The organism is Buttiauxella gaviniae ATCC 51604, from assembly GCF_001654835.1.
Classification (GTDB): Bacteria; Pseudomonadota; Gammaproteobacteria; order Enterobacterales; family Enterobacteriaceae; genus Buttiauxella; species Buttiauxella gaviniae.
The window spans coordinates 1-18,116 of sequence record NZ_LXEP01000005.1 but is presented as its reverse complement, the minus strand read 5'-3'; the positions used below and the strand labels follow the sequence as shown (position 1 = coordinate 18,116).

The 18,116-nt window shown below is 50.0% G+C and carries 19 protein-coding genes and 1 other annotated feature; of the genes, 8 read left to right on the top strand and 11 right to left on the bottom strand.

The genetic code is table 11. The features are described 5' to 3' along the window. Positions 1-68: 68 nt before the first annotated feature. Together gndA and wzzB are read left to right on the top strand one after the other, a co-directional pair. Positions 69-1,478, top strand: coding sequence for an NADP-dependent phosphogluconate dehydrogenase (gene gndA, locus M977_RS03425; RefSeq protein ID WP_064512182.1), 1,410 nt, complete (start codon positions 69-71; stop codon positions 1,476-1,478). Between the two features lie 244 nt (positions 1,479-1,722). Next, complete coding sequence (gene wzzB, locus M977_RS03420) at positions 1,723-2,718, top strand: LPS O-antigen chain length determinant protein WzzB (protein WP_064512180.1); 996 nt, start codon at positions 1,723-1,725, stop codon at positions 2,716-2,718. A gap of 57 nt (positions 2,719-2,775) precedes the next feature. Here wzzB and hisIE read toward each other — a convergent pair whose 3' ends face one another. From hisIE to hisL, 9 genes are all read right to left on the bottom strand, one after another. After that, on the bottom strand, positions 2,776-3,387 hold the full coding sequence (gene hisIE / locus M977_RS03415) for a bifunctional phosphoribosyl-AMP cyclohydrolase/phosphoribosyl-ATP diphosphatase HisIE (RefSeq protein WP_064512178.1): 612 nt from the start codon (positions 3,385-3,387) through the stop codon (positions 2,776-2,778). Beyond that, positions 3,381-4,157 (bottom strand): imidazole glycerol phosphate synthase subunit HisF, encoded by a 777-nt coding sequence (hisF, locus tag M977_RS03410; protein WP_064512176.1) that lies wholly within the window; start codon positions 4,155-4,157, stop codon positions 3,381-3,383. The genes hisIE and hisF overlap by 7 nt, the downstream gene beginning before the upstream one ends. Then, a complete protein-coding gene (gene hisA, locus M977_RS03405) occupies positions 4,139-4,876 on the bottom strand; it encodes a 1-(5-phosphoribosyl)-5-[(5-phosphoribosylamino)methylideneamino]imidazole-4-carboxamide isomerase (protein ID WP_064512175.1) in 738 nt (245 codons plus the stop codon). The genes hisF and hisA overlap by 19 nt, the downstream gene beginning before the upstream one ends. Before the next feature lie 5 nt (positions 4,877-4,881). Continuing rightward, positions 4,882-5,472: an imidazole glycerol phosphate synthase subunit HisH gene (gene hisH, locus M977_RS03400; protein ID WP_064512173.1), complete on the bottom strand. Its 591-nt coding sequence runs from the start codon at positions 5,470-5,472 to the stop codon at positions 4,882-4,884. Continuing rightward, positions 5,472-6,539 (bottom strand): bifunctional histidinol-phosphatase/imidazoleglycerol-phosphate dehydratase HisB, encoded by a 1,068-nt coding sequence (gene hisB / locus M977_RS03395; protein WP_064512171.1) that lies wholly within the window; start codon positions 6,537-6,539, stop codon positions 5,472-5,474. Before hisB ends, hisH begins: the two co-directional genes overlap by 1 nt. Then, complete coding sequence (hisC, locus tag M977_RS03390; protein WP_064512168.1) at positions 6,536-7,618, bottom strand: histidinol-phosphate transaminase; 1,083 nt, start codon at positions 7,616-7,618, stop codon at positions 6,536-6,538. The genes hisB and hisC overlap by 4 nt, the downstream gene beginning before the upstream one ends. Continuing rightward, positions 7,615-8,922, bottom strand: a complete 1,308-nt coding sequence (hisD, locus tag M977_RS03385) for a histidinol dehydrogenase (RefSeq protein ID WP_064512166.1) — start codon at positions 8,920-8,922, stop codon at positions 7,615-7,617. The genes hisC and hisD overlap by 4 nt, the downstream gene beginning before the upstream one ends. A 4-nt stretch (positions 8,923-8,926) precedes the next feature. Further along, positions 8,927-9,826 (bottom strand): ATP phosphoribosyltransferase, encoded by a 900-nt coding sequence (gene hisG / locus M977_RS03380; protein WP_064512164.1) that lies wholly within the window; start codon positions 9,824-9,826, stop codon positions 8,927-8,929. 36 nt (positions 9,827-9,862) lie between these two features. Beyond that, positions 9,863-9,985: a sequence feature (His leader region), on the bottom strand. Further along, complete coding sequence (gene hisL, locus M977_RS25165; RefSeq protein ID WP_208326149.1) at positions 9,961-10,011, bottom strand: his operon leader peptide; 51 nt, start codon at positions 10,009-10,011, stop codon at positions 9,961-9,963. Its footprint overlaps the feature before it by 25 nt. A gap of 197 nt (positions 10,012-10,208) precedes the next feature. Between hisL and M977_RS03375 the strand changes: the two genes are divergently transcribed. The 5 genes from M977_RS03375 (at position 10,209) to M977_RS03360 (ending at position 14,998) form a co-directional block, all read left to right on the top strand. Further along, the gene (locus tag M977_RS03375; RefSeq protein WP_064512162.1) at positions 10,209-11,036 is read left to right on the top strand and encodes an SDR family oxidoreductase; all 828 of its coding nucleotides are present in this window, start codon (positions 10,209-10,211) and stop codon (positions 11,034-11,036) included. A 38-nt stretch (positions 11,037-11,074) separates the two neighbouring features. Further along, the gene (locus M977_RS03370) at positions 11,075-11,989 is read left to right on the top strand and encodes a LysR substrate-binding domain-containing protein (RefSeq protein WP_064512160.1); all 915 of its coding nucleotides are present in this window, start codon (positions 11,075-11,077) and stop codon (positions 11,987-11,989) included. 139 nt (positions 11,990-12,128) lie between these two features. Beyond that, positions 12,129-13,427: a 4-aminobutyrate--2-oxoglutarate transaminase gene (gene gabT, locus M977_RS03365; RefSeq protein ID WP_064512158.1), complete on the top strand. Its 1,299-nt coding sequence runs from the start codon at positions 12,129-12,131 to the stop codon at positions 13,425-13,427. Between the two features lie 154 nt (positions 13,428-13,581). Beyond that, on the top strand, positions 13,582-13,644 hold the full coding sequence (gene yoeI / locus M977_RS26070) for a membrane protein YoeI (RefSeq protein WP_115631794.1): 63 nt from the start codon (positions 13,582-13,584) through the stop codon (positions 13,642-13,644). After that, positions 13,634-14,998, top strand: a complete 1,365-nt coding sequence (locus tag M977_RS03360) for an APC family permease (protein WP_064512283.1) — start codon at positions 13,634-13,636, stop codon at positions 14,996-14,998. Before yoeI ends, M977_RS03360 begins: the two co-directional genes overlap by 11 nt. Positions 14,999-15,044: 46 nt before the next feature. On the opposite strand, the gene sbcB is transcribed toward M977_RS03360, so the two are convergent. Continuing rightward, positions 15,045-16,472 (bottom strand): exodeoxyribonuclease I, encoded by a 1,428-nt coding sequence (gene sbcB / locus M977_RS03355; RefSeq protein ID WP_064512156.1) that lies wholly within the window; start codon positions 16,470-16,472, stop codon positions 15,045-15,047. Positions 16,473-16,736: 264 nt separating this feature from the next. Here sbcB and dacD point away from each other — a divergent pair, with 264 nt between their 5' ends. Next, positions 16,737-17,903, top strand: a complete 1,167-nt coding sequence (dacD, locus tag M977_RS03350) for a serine-type D-Ala-D-Ala carboxypeptidase DacD (protein ID WP_064512154.1) — start codon at positions 16,737-16,739, stop codon at positions 17,901-17,903. A 28-nt stretch (positions 17,904-17,931) separates the two neighbouring features. Here the strand turns inward: dacD and M977_RS25680 are convergent. Continuing rightward, on the bottom strand, positions 17,932-18,116 hold a 185-nt coding region (locus M977_RS25680), incomplete at its 5' end, for a hypothetical protein (RefSeq protein ID WP_209438596.1).

Genomic DNA, 18,116 nt, shown 5'->3' with positions numbered 1-18,116 from the left:
TTTAACTGACGATGTATTCATAAGATGTTAAGTTATAAATTACATATATTACCTGACAGGAGCATGTAATGTCCAAGCAACAGATCGGCGTCGTTGGCATGGCAGTGATGGGGCGCAACCTGGCGCTCAATATCGAAAGCCGTGGCTATACCGTTTCCGTGTTCAACCGTTCAGGCGATAAAACTGAAGAAGTTATCGCTGAGAACCCGGGCAAGAAGCTGGTTCCTTATTACACAGTGCAAGAATTTGTTGAATCTCTTGAAACTCCTCGTCGTATTTTATTAATGGTTAAGGCAGGCGAAGCCACGGACAAAACCATTGATTCTTTGAAGCCTTATCTTGATAAGGGTGACATTCTTATCGATGGTGGCAATACCTTCTATCACGACACTATCCGCCGTAACCGTGAACTGTCTGCAGAAGGTTTTAACTTCATTGGTACCGGTGTTTCTGGTGGTGAAGAAGGCGCCCTGAAAGGCCCATCTATCATGCCTGGCGGTCAGAAAGAAGCTTACGAACTGGTTGCACCAATTCTTAAGCAGATTGCCGCAGTAGCAGAAGATGGCGAGCCATGTGTTGCTTATATCGGTGCTGATGGTGCTGGTCACTATGTCAAAATGGTTCACAACGGCATTGAATACGGCGACATGCAACTTATCGCTGAAGCATATTCGCTGCTTAAAAATGGCCTGAATCTGTCCAATGAAGAGTTGGCAACCACCTTTACCGACTGGAACAAAGGTGAGTTGAGTAGCTATCTGATTGACATCACTAAAGACATCTTCACTAAAAAAGATGAAGACGGTAACTATCTGGTTGATGTGATTCTTGACGAAGCAGCGAATAAAGGTACTGGTAAGTGGACTAGCCAAAGCTCGCTGGATCTCGGTGAGCCACTGTCGCTTATCACTGAATCTGTGTTTGCGCGTTATATCTCTTCATTGAAAGAGCAACGTGTTGCCGCATCTAAAGTACTGAGCGGCCCGCAAGCTAAACCATTCGCCGGTGATAAAGCTGAGTTCTCCGAGAAAGTGCGTCGTGCATTGTATCTGGGCAAGATCGTCTCTTACGCACAGGGCTTCTCACAACTGCGTGCCGCTTCTGAAGAGAATAACTGGGATCTCAACTACGGCGAGATTGCTAAGATTTTCCGTGCAGGGTGTATTATTCGCGCCCAGTTCTTGCAGAAAATCACTGATGCTTACGCTGAGAACCCAGCGATTGCAAACTTGTTGTTGGCACCATACTTCAAACAGATTGCTGACGAATATCAACAGGCACTGCGTGATGTCGTTTCTTACGCGGTACAAAATGGTATTCCAACACCGACTTTCTCCGCAGCTATCTCTTACTACGATAGCTATCGCTCAGCGGTTCTGCCTGCTAACCTGATTCAGGCGCAGCGCGACTACTTTGGTGCGCATACCTATAAGCGCACTGACAAAGAAGGTGTATTCCATACTGAATGGCTTGAATAGTCATTTGCCTACAGTAAAGTGGTTACTTAAGCGGTCCTTTTTAGGGCCGCTTTTTTTCGGATTAACCGACTAGTTTTCTCGATTGAACATGATACAGTTAGTGAATAAGTGTTAACACTAAATTAACACATGTGATGAGATATAATATTTTTGAACAAAATTCTTATTTTTCAATTAAATATTTCATCTACAATTATCTCGTGCACTTAAATAACTGAATGTGACTACTTTCTCTAGGGTAAACATGAACCAAGATAACAATAATGCGGGCAAAAACCACATTGCTGAGTCGATGGAATCTATTGATTTAATTGATATTTTAATGCAGTTATGGAAGGGTAAAGTTACCATAATCGCTTTTGCTGTCGCAGCTATAATCCTTGCTGTTATCTATCTGTTCGTTGCTAAAGAGAAATGGACCTCGGAGGCTATCATTACGTTGCCGGATTCAGGGCAAATTGCGAACTACAATAACTCAATGAATATTCTGTATAGCCAAAATCCGTCAAGTATTCCGAGTATTGGAGAGATACAGCAGCGTTTCTTTGGCCGGTTTAACTCAGCGTTGTCTGCTTTGTCCGAACAGTTAGACAATCAAGAAAAGCCTGAAAAATTGACGATAGAAGAATCGGTAAAAGGGCAGCCTGTTCCACTGAAAGTGAGCTATGTTGCAACTACCGCAGGTGAGGCACAAAAAACGCTCACCAATTATATTCAGCAAATTAATAAACGCATTGTTACCGAGCTTGATGATGACTTGCAGACCAGTATCAATTCTAAAGTTGAAGATCTGAAAGTCGATTTGGCAACCAAAGAGAAAATTGCTCAAGAGAAGAAAGACAAGCGTCTGGAGATCCTGAATCAGGCATTGATAGTTGCGCAGCAATCCAACATCAAAAACACCCTGGTTCAGCAGGCTGAAACGCTGTCTGAAGACACATTGTTTGTATTAGGTAGTGATGCGCTTTCATCCATCATTAAGAATGAAGCGACGCGTCCACTGCCTCTGGATGAGTCTTACTTCAGCGCTCGTCAAACTTTGTTAGCGATCAATGCGTTGAAGTCTAAACCAGATACTACTTACGCCTTCCGCTATGTAATGAAACCAAGTTTGCCAATTCGCCGTGATAGCCCGAAAAAGGGTCTGACATTAGTCTTGGGTGCTCTGGTTGGTCTGATTCTAGGGGCTGGTGTTGTCCTTGGACGTAACGCACTGCGTAACTACAAGCCAATTGTGTAAGACTTATCTAAATGTGAAAAAGGCCGCTTTCGCGGCCTTTTTCACATCAACGTAAACCTACTTATGCCTTTCCCGCAAATTCTCAATCACCGCGCTCAAATCCAAATCCTGATCCTGCAATAATACCAGTAAGTGATACACCAAATCTGACGCCTCATTCTTCAGCTCAAAACGGTCATTAACTGTTGCCGCCAGCGCAGTTTCCACGCCTTCTTCACCGACTTTCTGTGCAATACGCTTGGTCCCACTCGCATACAACTTCGCGGTATACGAACTCTCAGGGTCGGCAGTTTTGCGTGATGCCAGCAGTTGCTCGAGTTGATACAGGAAGTGCCAGTCGTGGTGGGTTTCACCAAAGCAGCTTGAGGTACCTAAATGGCAGGTTGGGCCAATCGGGTTGACCAGAATCAGAAGCGTGTCGTTATCACAGTCCTGGGCAATATTTACCACGTTGAGGTAATTGCCGGAGGTTTCGCCTTTGGTCCATAAGCGCTGTTTCGTGCGTGAGAAGAAGGTGACTTTTCCGCTTTCAATGGTTTGCGCCAGAGCTTCTGGGTTCATATATCCCAGCATCAGCACTTCACCAGATTTCGCGTGTTGAACAATCACCGGCATCAATCCGTCGGTTTTTTCCCAGTCCAGTTGGTTTTGCTGCTCTTGTGTTAGCACACTCTTATCTCCACGCCTTGTTGAGCCAGATAAAGTTTCAGCTCACCAATATTAATAATTTGCTTGTGGAACACTGAGGCTGCCAGCGCACCATCAACATCTGCATCACGGAAAGCTTCGAGGAAGTGTTCCATGGTTCCTGCTCCACCCGAGGCAATCAGCGGCACGTGGCAAACTTCACGTACTTTCTTCAATTGCTCCAGGTCGTAACCGTTACGCACGCCATCCTGGTTCATCATATTCAGAACGATTTCCCCGGCCCCACGTTTTTGTACTTCCTTCACCCAATCCCCAGTTTCCCACTTGGTGACACGCGTGCGGCTTTCATCGCCGGTATATTGATTGACGTGATATTTCCCGGTTTCGCAATCATTCCAGGTATCGATTCCGACCACAATGCACTGCACGCCAAAACGTTCAGCCAGGCGGGTAATCAGTTCAGGGTCAGCCAGAGCAGGGGAGTTGATGGAGATTTTGTCTGCACCGAAAGAGAGAATCTGCGCTGCGTCTTCAATCGACTTGATGCCACCCGCCACACAGAATGGAATATCAATAACTTCCGCCACGCGTGACACCCAGCTTTTATCGACCACACGGCCATCGCTCGAGGCGGTGATATCGTAAAACACCAGTTCATCGGCACCTTCGGCAGCGTAACGTTGCGCCAGCGGGACGATATCGCCGATGATTTCATGGTTGCGGAATTGCACACCTTTGACTACTTGCCCGTCTCGTACATCCAGGCAAGGAATTATCCGTTTTGCCAGCATGAGATTGCCTCCGTTACGTTGAATTTCCCTTCCAGCAGTGCACGCCCAACAATCACGCCCTGAACGCCTGTTCCACGTAAAGCGGCGATATCATCGATATCACCAATGCCGCCGGAGGACTGGAACGCCACCTGTGGGAAACGTGCGCAAACTTCTTCATACAGCGACACGTTAGAGCCTGCCAGCGTACCGTCACGTGAAATATCGGTGCACAACACATGTTTGAGCCCGACGGGCAGGTATGTTTCCACCAGTTCTTCAAGCGTTACGCCAGAGTTCTCTTGCCAGCCGCTGACCGCGACGTGTTTATTGCCTTGTTTGTCAATGCGCACATCAAGTGCTAACACCAGTGCATCAGCACCAAAGCGGGTAAACCAGCCTTTGACAACCTCGGGTGATTTCACCGCTGTTGATCCGACGACAACACGCGCGACACCTGCTTCAAGTAGTGCGGCAACATCTTCTTCTGTACGTACACCACCACCCACTTGCACGGGAACTTTCACGCCTGCAACCAGCGTTTTAATCAGTGAGAGCTGGCGTTTGGCAGGGTCTTTTGCGCCGGTTAAATCGACCAGATGCAGCACTTGCGCACCTTGCGCTTCGTACTCTTGAAGGCGCGGCAACGGGTCGTTGCCGTAATCGCGTTGCTGGCCATAGTCCCCCTGATGAAGGCGCACCACTGTGCCGTCAATTAAATCGAGAGCAGGAATAATCATGGTGCTTACATCTCCAGGAAGTTTTTCAGTAATTTCGCGCCAGCGGCACCCGAGCGCTCCGGGTGGAACTGCACGCCAAAGAAATTATCTTTTTGCACGGCAGCGGTGAAGGCTTCACCGTAGCTTGCCTGCGCAATGGTGTTTGCACATACCGGCATCGCGTAGCTGTGCACGAAGTAAAAATAATCACCATCGTCAATGCCACGGAACAAGCGGTCACCGGCTTTGGGATAGACGCGGTTCCAGCCCATATGCGGCAAAGGCAAACCATGATCGACCATTTTTAGCACCGGCTGCTCAATAATACCGAGCATCTCTATACCGTTGCTTTCGTCGCTGCGCGAACCCAGCAACTGCATACCGAGGCAAATACCCAGCACGGGTTGTGTACAAGCTTTGATCAGAACGATAAGGTCGCGCTCACGAATCTGATCCATCGCCGCTTGTGCTGTTCCTACACCCGGTAAAAAGAGTTTATCGGCGCGTAGCACCACATCAGGATCGCGGCTAACCAGTGGCTCGTAGCCGTGGCGCTGGATTGCTGACCTCACCGAGTGCAGGTTGGCGCATCCGGTGTCCAGAATCACCACGTTCATTACAACACTCCTTTTGAGGAGGGCAGCGTGTCGCCTTCAACTTTGATAGCCTGGCGCAACGTGCGACCAAAGACTTTAAACAGGCTTTCGACACGGTGGTGGTCATTTTTGCCTTTGGTTTTCAGGTGCAGCGTCACGCCCATGGTGTAAGAAAGCGAACGGAAGAAGTGTTCAACCATCTCGGTGCTTAAATCGCCGACACGCTGGAAGTTATACTCGGCTTTATATTCCAGGTGCGGGCGGCCAGAAATATCCAGCGCACAACGGGCCAGGCATTCGTCCATCGGCAAAGTGAAGCCGAAACGTGTAATCCCACGTTTATCACCCAGCGCGATTTTCAACGCTTCACCCAGCGCCAGACCCGTGTCTTCAACCGTGTGGTGGTCGTCGATGTAGAGGTCGCCTTTCACGCTGATGTCCATTCGGAAACCGCCGTGGGTAGCAATCTGGTCCAGCATATGGTCGAAGAAACCCACGCCAGTGTTAATTTTGCTGCCACCTTCACGGTCGAGCCAGACTTGCACGTCGATTTGCGTCTCTTTGGTGGCGCGTTCAACATGGGCATAACGGTCACGTTTAGTCAGTTGTTCACTGATGGTCGGCCAGTTCAGCGTTTCGCCGTGGTAGCGTAAACCCTGAATACCCATATTTTCAGCCAGTTCAATATCTGTCGCACGGTCGCCAATCACATAGCTATTGGGTTTATCCAGAACGCCTTCTTCCAGATAACCGTTCACCATGGCAATTTTTGGTTTACGGCATTCACAGTTGTCAGTCGGCAAGTGCGGGCATATCAGCACATCATCAAAGTTGACGCCCTGCGAGGTAAACACTTGCATCATCAGGTTGTGCGGGCCGTCGAAATCCGCTTGCGGGAAGCTCTCGGTGCCTAAACCGTCCTGATTAGTTATCATCACCAGCTTGTAGCCTGCTTTTTGCAATTGCAGCAGGGCAGGGATCACCGCAGGCTCAAAAGCCAGTTTGTCCATGCGATCCACCTGGTAATCTGAAGGTGGTTCAGAAATTAAAGTGCCGTCACGGTCGATAAAAAGAATTTTCTGGCTCACACGCCCTCCGTGGCCGTCAGGCCTGGTTGTTCACGCAGCGCTGCAATAGTGCGCTCGCATTCTAAACGGGTGCCGACGGTAATCCGCAGGCAGCCGCTCAATGATGGTTGTTTATTTTGGTCTCGTAGGATAATGCCTTGATCCCACAAAGATTTAAACACTGCACTTGAAGCGGTGATGCGAGCCAGAACATAGTTGGTTTCTGAGTCGAAAACTTGCTCTACGCAACCCACTTCCTGAAGTGCTGTGACCAGGTACTGGCGATTCAACAGAACTTGCGCCACGCGCTCGCGCATTGCGTTAATACCCTGCGTGCTTAACGCTTGAGCGGCAATATCCGCGACCGGGGTCGAAAGCGGGTAAGGGGCGATGACCTTCATCAGCAAGTTAATCACTTCTTCATTGGCGAGCGTGAAACCACAACGCAGGCCCGCCAGCGCAAAGGCTTTGGAAAGTGTGCGCAGTACCACGAGGTGTGGATATTCATTTAACCAGCCAGCGAGCGTCGCCTGCGGGCAAAACTCGATATAGGCTTCATCCGCCACCACTAAGGCTTTACCGCGAGCCATTTCCAGCAATACGCGCAAATCTTGCGGATTGATTAACTGCCCCGTTGGGTTATTCGGGCTGCAAACGTAAATGACTTTTACGCCTTCAATGTTCTCCGCAATTGCCGGTAAATCGAGCTGCCAGTCTGCCAGTGTGGGTACGACGCGGCATTCCACGTTGAAGGCTTCGCAGCTTACGCTGTACATACCGTAAGTGGGCGGGCAGTAGAGAACGGCATCTTTGCCCGGCTCGCAGAATGCGCGGATCAACAGTTCAATACCTTCGTCTGCGCCACGGCTGACCAGCACTTGCTCAGGTTTCACTCCCGCGTATTCGGCGTAACGTTCGATGACCAGTTTTGGCTGGCATTCCGGGTAACGGTTCAGCGTCTGTTGTGTCAGTTCGTACTCAACCGCAGTTGGATATTCATTCGCGTTCAGCCACACATCTCCATTGCCACCCAGGCGGCGAGCCGACTGGTAAGGGGTCAGGGCGCGGACATTTTCGCGGGCTAACTCTTCAATGCTCATGCTTGCTCCTTCAGTGCTGCAACACGCAGGGTAACGGCGTTTTTGTGGGCATCCAGCAACTCAGCGGCGGCCAGAGTTTCAATCGTTTTCGCAAGGCTTGCGAAACCTTGTGGTGAGAGTTCCTGAACCGTCATGCGTTTCTGGAAATCAGCCAGTCCAAGGCTTGAACAGGTTGAGGTATAACCGTACGTCGGCAGCACGTGGTTAGTCCCGGAAGCGTAGTCGCCAGCCGATTCTGGTGACCAGTCACCGAGGAAGACTGAACCTGCACTGGTGATGCTATCGACCAGCTCACGGGCGTTACGGGTCTGAATAATCAGGTGTTCCGGGCCGTACTGGTTGGAGATTTCAATGCATTGCTCGAGGTCGCGAGCAATAATCAGGCGGCTGCTTTCCAGCGCTTTGCGAGCGGTTTCAGCACGCGGCAGAGCGGCTAACTGGCGCTCAACAGCTTCGGCGACGGCTTGCGCCATATCTGCATCCGGCGTTAACAGAATCACTTGTGAGTCCGGGCCGTGTTCGGCCTGTGAAAGCAGGTCCGATGCCACAAAGTCAGGCGTTGCACCGCTATCAGCGATGACTAAAACTTCTGAAGGGCCAGCTGGCATGTCGATGGCCGCACCATCAAGGCGTTGGCTGACCTGGCGTTTGGCTTCGGTAACAAACGCGTTGCCTGGCCCGAAGATCTTATCCACTTTCGGGATGCTTTCGGTGCCCAGCGCCAGTGCAGCAATGGCCTGCGCACCGCCGACCTGAAACACTTCCTGCACGCCACACAGTTGCGCGGCATACAGAATTTCATCGGCAATCGGTGGCGGTGAGCACAGCACCACTTTTTTGCAGCCTGCGATACGGGCAGGCGTGGCAAGCATCAATACGGTTGAAAACAGCGGTGCGGAACCGCCAGGAATATAAAGGCCAACAGAGGCAACCGGGCGCGTAACTTGCTGGCAGCGCACGCCTGGCATCGTTTCGATATCAACAGTTGGCAGTTGCTGAGCAACGTGGAATTTTTCGATATTCGCAACAGCAACGGCCATCGCCTCTTTTATCTCTGGCCCCAGGCGCGCGACGGCAGCGGTAATTTCCTGCTCGCTGACCTTCAGTTGCTGCACATCGGTTTTATCGAACTTTGCGCTGTATTCGCGCAATGCAGCATCACCTTTAGCTTTCACATTATTCAGGATGTCAGCGACCGTGCGGGTGATGCTTTCCGATGCGGAAATCGCCGGACGGGTCAGCAAAGCCTGCTGTGCGGCTTCATCGCACTCATTCCAGTTAATCAACGTATTGAAGTTTGCCATGGTGTTACTCCATCATCTTCTCAATTGGTAACACCAGAATTGAACTGGCACCCAGCGCTTTCAGTTTCTCCATGGTTTCCCAGAACAGCGTTTCGCTGCTCACCATGTGCATTGCTACACGCTGTTGGTCCCCTGCCAGCGGCAGAATGGTTGGGCGTTCAGCGCCTGGCAGTAGAGAAATAATCTCATCCAGGCGCTCGCTTGGTGCATGCAACATAATGTATTTCGATTCACGCGCCTGAATCACGCCCTGAATACGGGTCATCAGTTTGTCGATGAGCTGTTGCTTGGCTTCAGGCATTTCACCGTCGCGTTGAATAAGGCAGGCTTTGGAGCGGTAAATCACTTCAACTTCACGCAGGCCGTTGGCTTCAAGAGTTGCGCCAGTGGAAACGAGGTCACAAATGGCATCTGCCAGACCCGCACGTGGAGCCACTTCAACAGAACCGTTTAACAGGCAGGATTTAAACTGCACACCTTTGCCATCAAGGTATCGCTTCAACAGGTGAGGGTAAGAAGTCGCGATACGCTTATTGTTCAGGCTGGCTGGGCCATCCCAGGGTTCATCAACAGAAATCGCCAGAGAGAAGCGGCAACCACCGAAATCCAGACGACGCAGCGTGAAATAACGTGGGTCCTCGCCCTGAGCGCGGCGCGTTAGCAACTCTTCTTCCAGCACGTTCTCGCCGATAATGCCCAGATCCACCACACCGTCCATAATCAGCCCAGGAATATCGTCATCACGAACACGCAGAATATCGATAGGCATGTTTTCTGCTAACGCAATCAGGCGCTGAGTATGCAGGTTAATTTTTATGCCACAGCGCGCGAGCAATTCGCGTGAATCATCGCTTAAACGGCCTGATTTCTGAATAGCTATGCGTAAACGTGTGTTGTCTAACATTGATGGTTTCCCCTAATTAATTCTTGTCTGACGTCCAAAAAAAAGCCCCCGGAAGAAATCTTCCGGGGGCTTATTGACTCGTTCATGCACCACTGGAAGATTTTTCTGTCTCCCAGCACACATCGCCTGAAAGACTAGTCAGGATGATGGTGATGATGGTGGATAGCAGTTTGAACGCGTGTCATAAAATTCTCGTATGAATGTTTATTCATGATGTGCTTTTAACGTAAACCATATGCAGTGCCTTGTGCAAGGGCTTTTTACCCCGCCAATTAATATTCTGTTTAGTGCCATTGATTGTCAGTTGTCGTAACGTGGCGTAGCCTTAATGAAGGGCTAAAAAGCACAGCAGAGAGATATGCTGTAATCCAGGAGAGAAGGCATGAAAAAGGTTGCGATTGTCGGGTTAGGGTGGCTGGGAATGCCACTGGCGATGTCATTGTCAGCGCGTGGCTGGCAAGTGACAGGAAGTAAAACCACCCTTGATGGTGTCGACGCCGCAAGAATGAGTGGAATTGACAGTTATCAGTTGCAACTGACTCCTGAACTGGTTTGTGACAGCGACGATCTGGATGCACTGCTGGATGCGGATGCATTAGTGATAACGCTGCCCGCTCGTCGTACTGGTGAAGGCGACGATTTTTACCTGCAGGCGGTGCAGGAAATTGTTGATAGCGCTCTGGCTCATAATATTCCGCGTATTATTTTTACCAGCTCCACGTCTGTGTATGGTGAAGCTGAAGGCAGCGTTAAAGAAACTTCGTCGCTTGAGCCCGTTACCGCCAGTGGGCGGGTGCTAAAAGAGCTGGAAACCTGGCTGCATGACTTGCCGGGTACTTCGGTAGATATTCTGCGTCTTGCGGGTTTGGTTGGGCCGGAACGCCATCCTGGTCGTTTTCTTGCAGGAAAAACCGATGTCGCAAATGGCGCTCATGGAGTCAATCTGGTACACCTTGAAGATGTTATTTCAGCAATTACGCTGTTGCTACAGGCTCCGAAAGGCGGGCACATCTATAATTTATGTGCGCCAGCTCACCCAACTCGTGCCGAGTTCTACTCTTTGATGGCACGACAGATGAATTTAGACGCACCCCTTTTTCGCACTGAAACGCAAAATGGCCACGGTAAGCTGGTGGATGGCAACCGTATTTGCAATGAACTTGGGTTTGAATATCAGTATCCAAACCCGCTGGTAATGCCCATGCAGTAACCGCTGTGGGGTGTTGCTCGTGACTTTCAGGAACGAGTATGAAACCACTGCTGGATGTACTGATCATTCTCGATACCCTCGATAAAGAAGGGAGCTTTGCTGCGGCGGCAACAAAGCTCTTTAAAACGCCTTCCGCACTCAGTTACACCGTTCAAAAACTCGAAAACGATCTCAACATTCAAATCCTCGACCGTTCAGGGCATCGCGCGCGTTTTACGCGAACGGGTCAGCTTCTGCTGGAAAAAGGGCGCGAAGTTCTGCATACGGTGCGCGAACTGGAACAGCAGGCCATCAAACTTCATCAGGGATGGGAAAACGAACTGGTGATTGGCGTTGATGACTCTTTCCCATTCTCCTTACTGACACCACTTATTGAAGCTTTCTACAAAAGTTATAGCGTGACGCGGCTGAAATTCATCAACGGCGTGCTGGGTGGCTCTTGGGAAGCCCTTACCGAAGGGCGGGCGGATATTATTGTCGGCGCCATGAGTGACCCACCGTCGCTGAGTGGTTTTGGTTTTACGCTGCTTGGTCAGCTTGAAAGTATCTTTGTTATTGCACCTCATCACCCACTTGCTGAAGCTGAAGAACCACTCACTCGCCGGGTTATCAAACGCAGTCGTGCAGTTGTAGTTGGCGACACATCGCGTCTTGAGCCGTCACGTTCGATGCATTTACTCGAAGAACAAGATGCCATCACCGTTTTTGATTTCAAAACCAAACTTGAGCTGCAAATCAGCGGCATTGGCTGTGGTTACGTTCCCCGTTACATGGCGCAGCGTTTTATCGAAAGTGGCGTGCTGGTGGAAAAGCAGGTTGTTTCCCATGTGCCTTTTGTTCCGGTATGGATTGGCTGGAATGAACAGACTGCCGGGCTTGCCAGTGAATGGTGGCGAGAGCAAATCGTCAACAGTCCCGAAATCGCGCTGGTATACGGAACTGCGCAAAAATAATGCTTTTGGGTGAGTGGCAGAGCGCCTGGCTCACATCTATTGTTTAAAGTGGCTCGTTATTTCTTCTGAATATGTCTTCGCGTTTAAATTTTCTTCTCTGCGTTGTTTTGCGGAGTTTTTTTGCACGCAAGGAGTCTGTATGAAGCAAACCAATCAGCAATGGCAGTCGCGGCGTGAACAGGCGGTTCCTCATGGGGTCGGCAATGCACTGCCGGTATACATCGAAAAAGCGAAAAATGCCGAATTATGGGATGTTGAAGGCAAACGCTATATCGATTTTGCCTCGGGTATTGCGGTGCTAAATACCGGGCATAATCACCCCGCAGTCATTGATGCGGTGCGTCAACAACTTGAAAAATTTACCCATCCTTGTTTCCAGGTGACCCCCTACGGCAACTATATTGAGCTTGCCGAACGGCTAAACAAATTGGTGCCGATAAGCGAACCATGCCAGACGCTGTTCCTTACCACGGGTGCCGAGGCGGTCGAAAATGCCATTAAAGTGGCACGTATTGCGACGGGGCGTTCGGCCATCATCGCATTTCGTGGGGCCTTCCACGGCCGGACCTTACTCGGTATGGCCTTAACGGGTAAAGTGCAGCCGTATAAAAAGGGCTATGGTCCATTCCCGGCAGGCATTTATCACGCTCCTTATCCGGCGGCCTATCTTGGCGTGAGTGACACTCAGGCGCTGGCGTCATTGGCGGGTATTTTTGCTGCTGATGTTTCGCCAGACGAAGTCGCCGCCATCATTATTGAGCCGGTGCAAGGTGAGGGCGGTTTCTATGCCGCGTCACCTTCCTTTATGAAGCAACTGCGGGCGTTGTGCGATAAGCACGGCATCGTTCTGATTGCAGATGAAATCCAAAGTGGTTTCTGCCGCACTGGTAAAACCTTCGCAATTGAACATAGCGAGGTGGAGCCGGATCTCATCACCATGGCAAAAAGCCTTGCAGGCGGCTTCCCACTTTCAGCGCTTGTTGGCAAAAAATCGCTGTTCGATAAGGCGATGCCAGGTGGTCTTGGTGGCACCTATGCGGGCTCGCCTGTGGCCATTGCGGCGGCACTGGCGGTCACTGATGTTATTGAGCAAGAAAACCTCAATCAAAAAGCACAGGAAATTGGTGAGCTCATTACCCATCGTTTGCATGAGATGGCGGAGCAATTTGATTGCATTGGTGATGTGCGTGGTTATGGCGCCATGATTGCAATGGAGCTGGTGGAAGCACGCGATAGCCACCGCCCAAATAAAGAGTTAACACAGGAACTTGTGAAAGAAGCAGGCAAAAAAGGTTTGGTATTGCTGTCATGTGGAGTGAGAGCGAATGTCATTCGTTTTCTCGTCCCGTTAACGGCTGAAAAAGAAATTGTTAATGAAGGCCTCAATATCTTGTCATCCTGCCTCGAATTGGTGCAAAATACGCGCCTCACTAAATGAGAACAAAAAACCGACGTTAAACGCGTCGGTTATTTTTTTGCATTAAGTTCTAGTAGTCAAACAGGCATCCGCCAAAAAAACCAAGAGGCCGGGCTTCGTACCGGATAGATACTAGCTTTTAAAAAACGACAGTCGTGTCGCCGAGGAAATTCAGATGGGGCAGCTTTTTGCTTTTGCGCAGGTATTCGCCGTTTGGGGGAATGACCATGTCGCTTAACGTCACCGCAGGTGCAAAATCTCGTGTTGAACTCCGTAAGAGCCTGACGCTCATTCCGGTTGTTATGATGGGCCTTGCTTATATGCAGCCTATGACCTTGTTCGATACATTTGGGATTGTATCTGGCCTTACCGACGGACATGTCGCTACGGCTTACGCGTTTGCCCTTGTGGCAATTTTGTTCACCGCGTTAAGTTATGGAAAGCTAGTACGCCGCTTCCCATCAGCGGGTTCCGCCTATACCTACGCTCAAAAAGCAATCCACCCAGTGGTTGGCTTTATGGTGGGTTGGTCTGCCTTGCTTGATTATCTGTTTATGCCGATGATCAACATCCTGTTGGCGAAAATCTATTTTGAAGCCCTGGTACCGTCGATTCCTTCGTGGATTTTCGTGGTGCTGCTGGTTGGCTTTATGACTATCTCCAACCTGCGCGGCATCAAAACCGTGGCTAACTTCAACAGCCTTATTGTTGTGCTGCAAATGATCGTCATGGTGGTCATCACCGGTCTGGTTATTTACGGTGTGGCAAATGGTGAAGGTGCGGGCACATTAACCAGTACTCGTCCGTTCTGGTCGGAACACGCGAATGTGGTGCCGATGATTACCGGTGCGACCATTCTGTGCTTCTCATTCCTCGGTTTTGACGGCATTAGCTCGTTGTCTGAAGAAACCAAAGATGCAGGACGTGTCATCCCGAAAGCGATTTTCCTGACTGCCCTGATTGGCGGCGTGATCTTCGTTGTGGTGTCCTACTTCCTGCAACTGTACTTCCCGGATATCTCCCGCTTCCACGATCCGGACGCGTCACAGCCAGAAATCATGCTCTTCGTGGCAGGTAAAACCTTCCAGTTTGGCATCCTGATTTTCTCCTGTGTTACCGTTCTGGCATCAGGTATGGCGGCACATGCGGGCGTTTCTCGCCTGATGTATGTGATGGGTCGAGACGGTGTGTTCCCTGAGCGCTTCTTCGGCTACATCCACCCGAAATGGCGTACCCCGGCACTGAACGTGGTACTGGTCGGTATCATCGCGCTGTTTGCGATTAAGTTTGACCTGGTAACAGCAACCGCGCTGATTAACTTTGGTGCGCTGGTGGCGTTTACCTTCGTTAACCTGTCAGTGATTTCCCAGTTCTGGATTCGTGAAGGGCGCAACAAGTCCATCAAAGATCACATCAACTATTTGGTGCTGCCAATTTGTGGCGCGCTGACAGTGGGTGCGTTGTGGATTAACCTGGAAGAAAGCTCGATGATTCTGGGTCTGATTTGGGCAGCCATCGGCTTGACCTATCTGGCCTTCGTGACTCGTCGCTTCCGTAACCCGGTTCCACAATTCAACGAAGATTTAGCGTAACAGCTAAATACGAAAAAGGCCGCGAAAGCGGCCTTTTTGCTATCTATTACCCTACCAAAAACTGAGCGTACTCAAACAGCTCCTTAAGCAACGCCGTCTTTTCCTTGTCCGCTTCATGCAGGTTATACAGCGCCTCCAGTTCTTGCGCGTAGGCTTGCAACGATTCCTGAGACAACACATCACGGCGGTGTTCTAACCAACGCTGTTGTTCTGCTTCATCCAGTGTTCCTGGGAAATTACGGGCACGGTAGTTAAACAGCAGTTTTTCAATGCGCTTATCAGCGAACGTAATATCCAAAGCCGGTAGATTTTGCGGATCGGTTTGCAGCACAATGCGCATCGCCGCGCGGTCAGCATCGCTGAAAAAGCCGTTATAAAGCTGCGCATCAACATTATCAGACGGTACAAAAGGCTCGGCTTCAGCAAAGATAGCCACAGCTTTTTCACGCACCACAGGGTGCTCGCGCAGTAACTTCAGGTTATCCAGGCAACGCTTACGATCGATTCCTAACCGTTCGGCATCTTCCGGGCGCAACGTATTTGCCACCGCCAGTACCGGACATTTATTCAGATGAACCAGTTTGATTGGTACGGCTGCGGTATCGCCCAGTGAGGCTTTCGGGGTATATAAGCGTTCGCGTAACGTATCGGCGTCAAGTTCCAGTAGTGGTGAAATATCACCTGCTAAATCGACCATTATCACCGCATTTTTGTTATCCGGGTGCCAGGCCAGCGGCGCAATCCAACTGGTGTTGCCACGCCATGCGCCGAACATCCCGGAAACATGCACCAGTGGTTTCATCTGCGGAATATCAATCAGCGTGTTGAGCTTGTGCTTAGAACGATGGCTGTAGAGGTACTCAAACAAGCGCGGCTGGCGTGTTTTGACTAATTGCGCCATGGCGATAGTGGCGTATACATCTGACATCGCATCGTGCGCATTCGCATGTTCAATGCCATTGGCTTTGGTCAGGTGCTCGAGGCGAAAACTCGGCAGCCCCTCTTCGTTTTCAGGCCAGATAATTCCTTCCGGGCGCAGCGCGTAACAGGCGCGCATCACATCGAGTAAATCCCAACGAGAATTATCGTTCTGCCAGCTCCAGCCATAAGGATCGTAGAAATTACGGTAAAAAATATTACGCGTAACTTCATCATCGAATCGCACGTTGTTGTAACCGATCACGCAGGTTTTCGGCACAGTGAAGATGCTGTGAATGCGCTTTGCAAAATCGGCTTCATTAACACCGCGCGCCAGGGCTTGTTGCGGCGTTATGCCGGTAATCATCACAGCTTCTGGCTGTGGGAGGTAGTCATCCGCAGGCTTGCAGTAAAAGACTTCTGGCTCACCGATGACATTGAATTGTTCATCGGTACGAATAGCCGCAAATTGCGCCGGGCGGTCAAGGGATGGGCTTTTGCCGAAAGTTTCATAATCATGAAAGAGGAAGGTCGGTTGATTCGTTGAATTTTCCACGGTTTATCCCCGCCCTTGAGTGATGTTTAACATACTGTTATTAAACTGAAATCCCACTAAAACTCTCTCCATGTATTCATCATTATTTGCTGGTGCTGCATAACGCCATGGTAAACCATTAACCCGCCGCCTGCACCACCGGGAGAAGTATCCAATCCGGCGAGCAAATTTGATTATTCATAACTTTTTGCAATTTAATTGCGAAAATTATCGCAAACTCCAGTAAAAGAAGCGGCTGAATTTATTGTTACCGAGGGTATATCGTTGAAGATCCGTCTTTTTGCTGTCTGTTCACTGCTGTCATTATCTGCTCACACCGCTTTTGCCGACGATATCTTTGTTAATGCGCCACCTCCGCCACAAATCCAGGCGGGTTCATGGGTATTGATGGATTACACCACCGGGCAAATTCTGGCTGCGCAAAATGAACATGTGCGACGCAACCCGGCGAGTCTGACCAAACTGATGACCGGCTATGTAGTGGATCGCGCCATTGATAGCGGGCGTATCTCGGCAAACGATATGGTCACCGTCGGTAAAGATGCCTGGGCGAAAGGGAATCCGGTTTTTGACGGTTCGTCGCTGATGTTTTTGAAAGCCGGTGACCGACTAACGGTACATGATTTAAGCCGCGGGCTGATTATTGATTCAGGGAACGACGCTTGTGTCGCGTTAGCCGATTACGTCGCTGGCGGGCAGCCACAATTTGTGGCGATGATGAATAAATACGTGCAGCAACTGCGACTGCGAGATACCCATTTTGAAACTGTTCACGGTCTTGATGCGCCAGGCCAGCATAGTTCGGCATACGATTTAGCGGTACTTTCTCGCGCCATTATCCACGGCGAGCCTGATTTTTATCATATGTATAGCGAGCGCAGCCTCACGTGGAATGGTATCACGCAGCAGAACCGCAATGGTCTATTGTGGGATAAAGGGCTGAATGTGGATGGTTTGAAAACCGGCCATACTGCCAGTGCAGGCTTTAACCTTATCGCTTCAAGTGTTGATGGCGAGCGCCGCTTAATTGCGGTGGTGATGGGGGCTGAAAGCCCGAAAGGCCGCGAAGACCAGGCGCGCAAACTGCTGCATTGGGGTCAGGATAATTTTGATACTGTGCAGGTGCTGCATAAAGGCAAAAAAATTGGCACCGAAACTGTCTGGTATGGCGACCAAAAGAAAGTTGAAGTCGGCACCAATCAGGATGTCTATCTGGCACTGCCAAAATCGGAAGTTCCAAATATTAAAGCCAAATATGTCCTTGATAACCCGGAGATGGAAGCGCCTGTCGCCGCTAACCAACATGTTGGTGAAATTGAACTGTTTGACCGCGACAAGCTGATTGCACACTGGCCGCTGGTGACGCTAACCGATGTTAAAAAGGGCAGTGCATGGTCGCGATTTAGTGATTATCTGAGCCACAAGCTGTAGTTGCTTAAAAATTTTCAACAGGCTGACTTTATGTCGGCCTTTTTTTCGCCTTTAGTTCTAACCTGTGCTTCTCGTCTGTACTACGATCTATTGGCAAAAGCGATCTTGCTCGCAAAGTAACCACATCACCCTGCCAAAGGATTGCTTCCCAGCAATAGAGTGGTGTATTTATATACAGTGCTTTTAATCGGGTCAGGAGGTCATATGGAATTT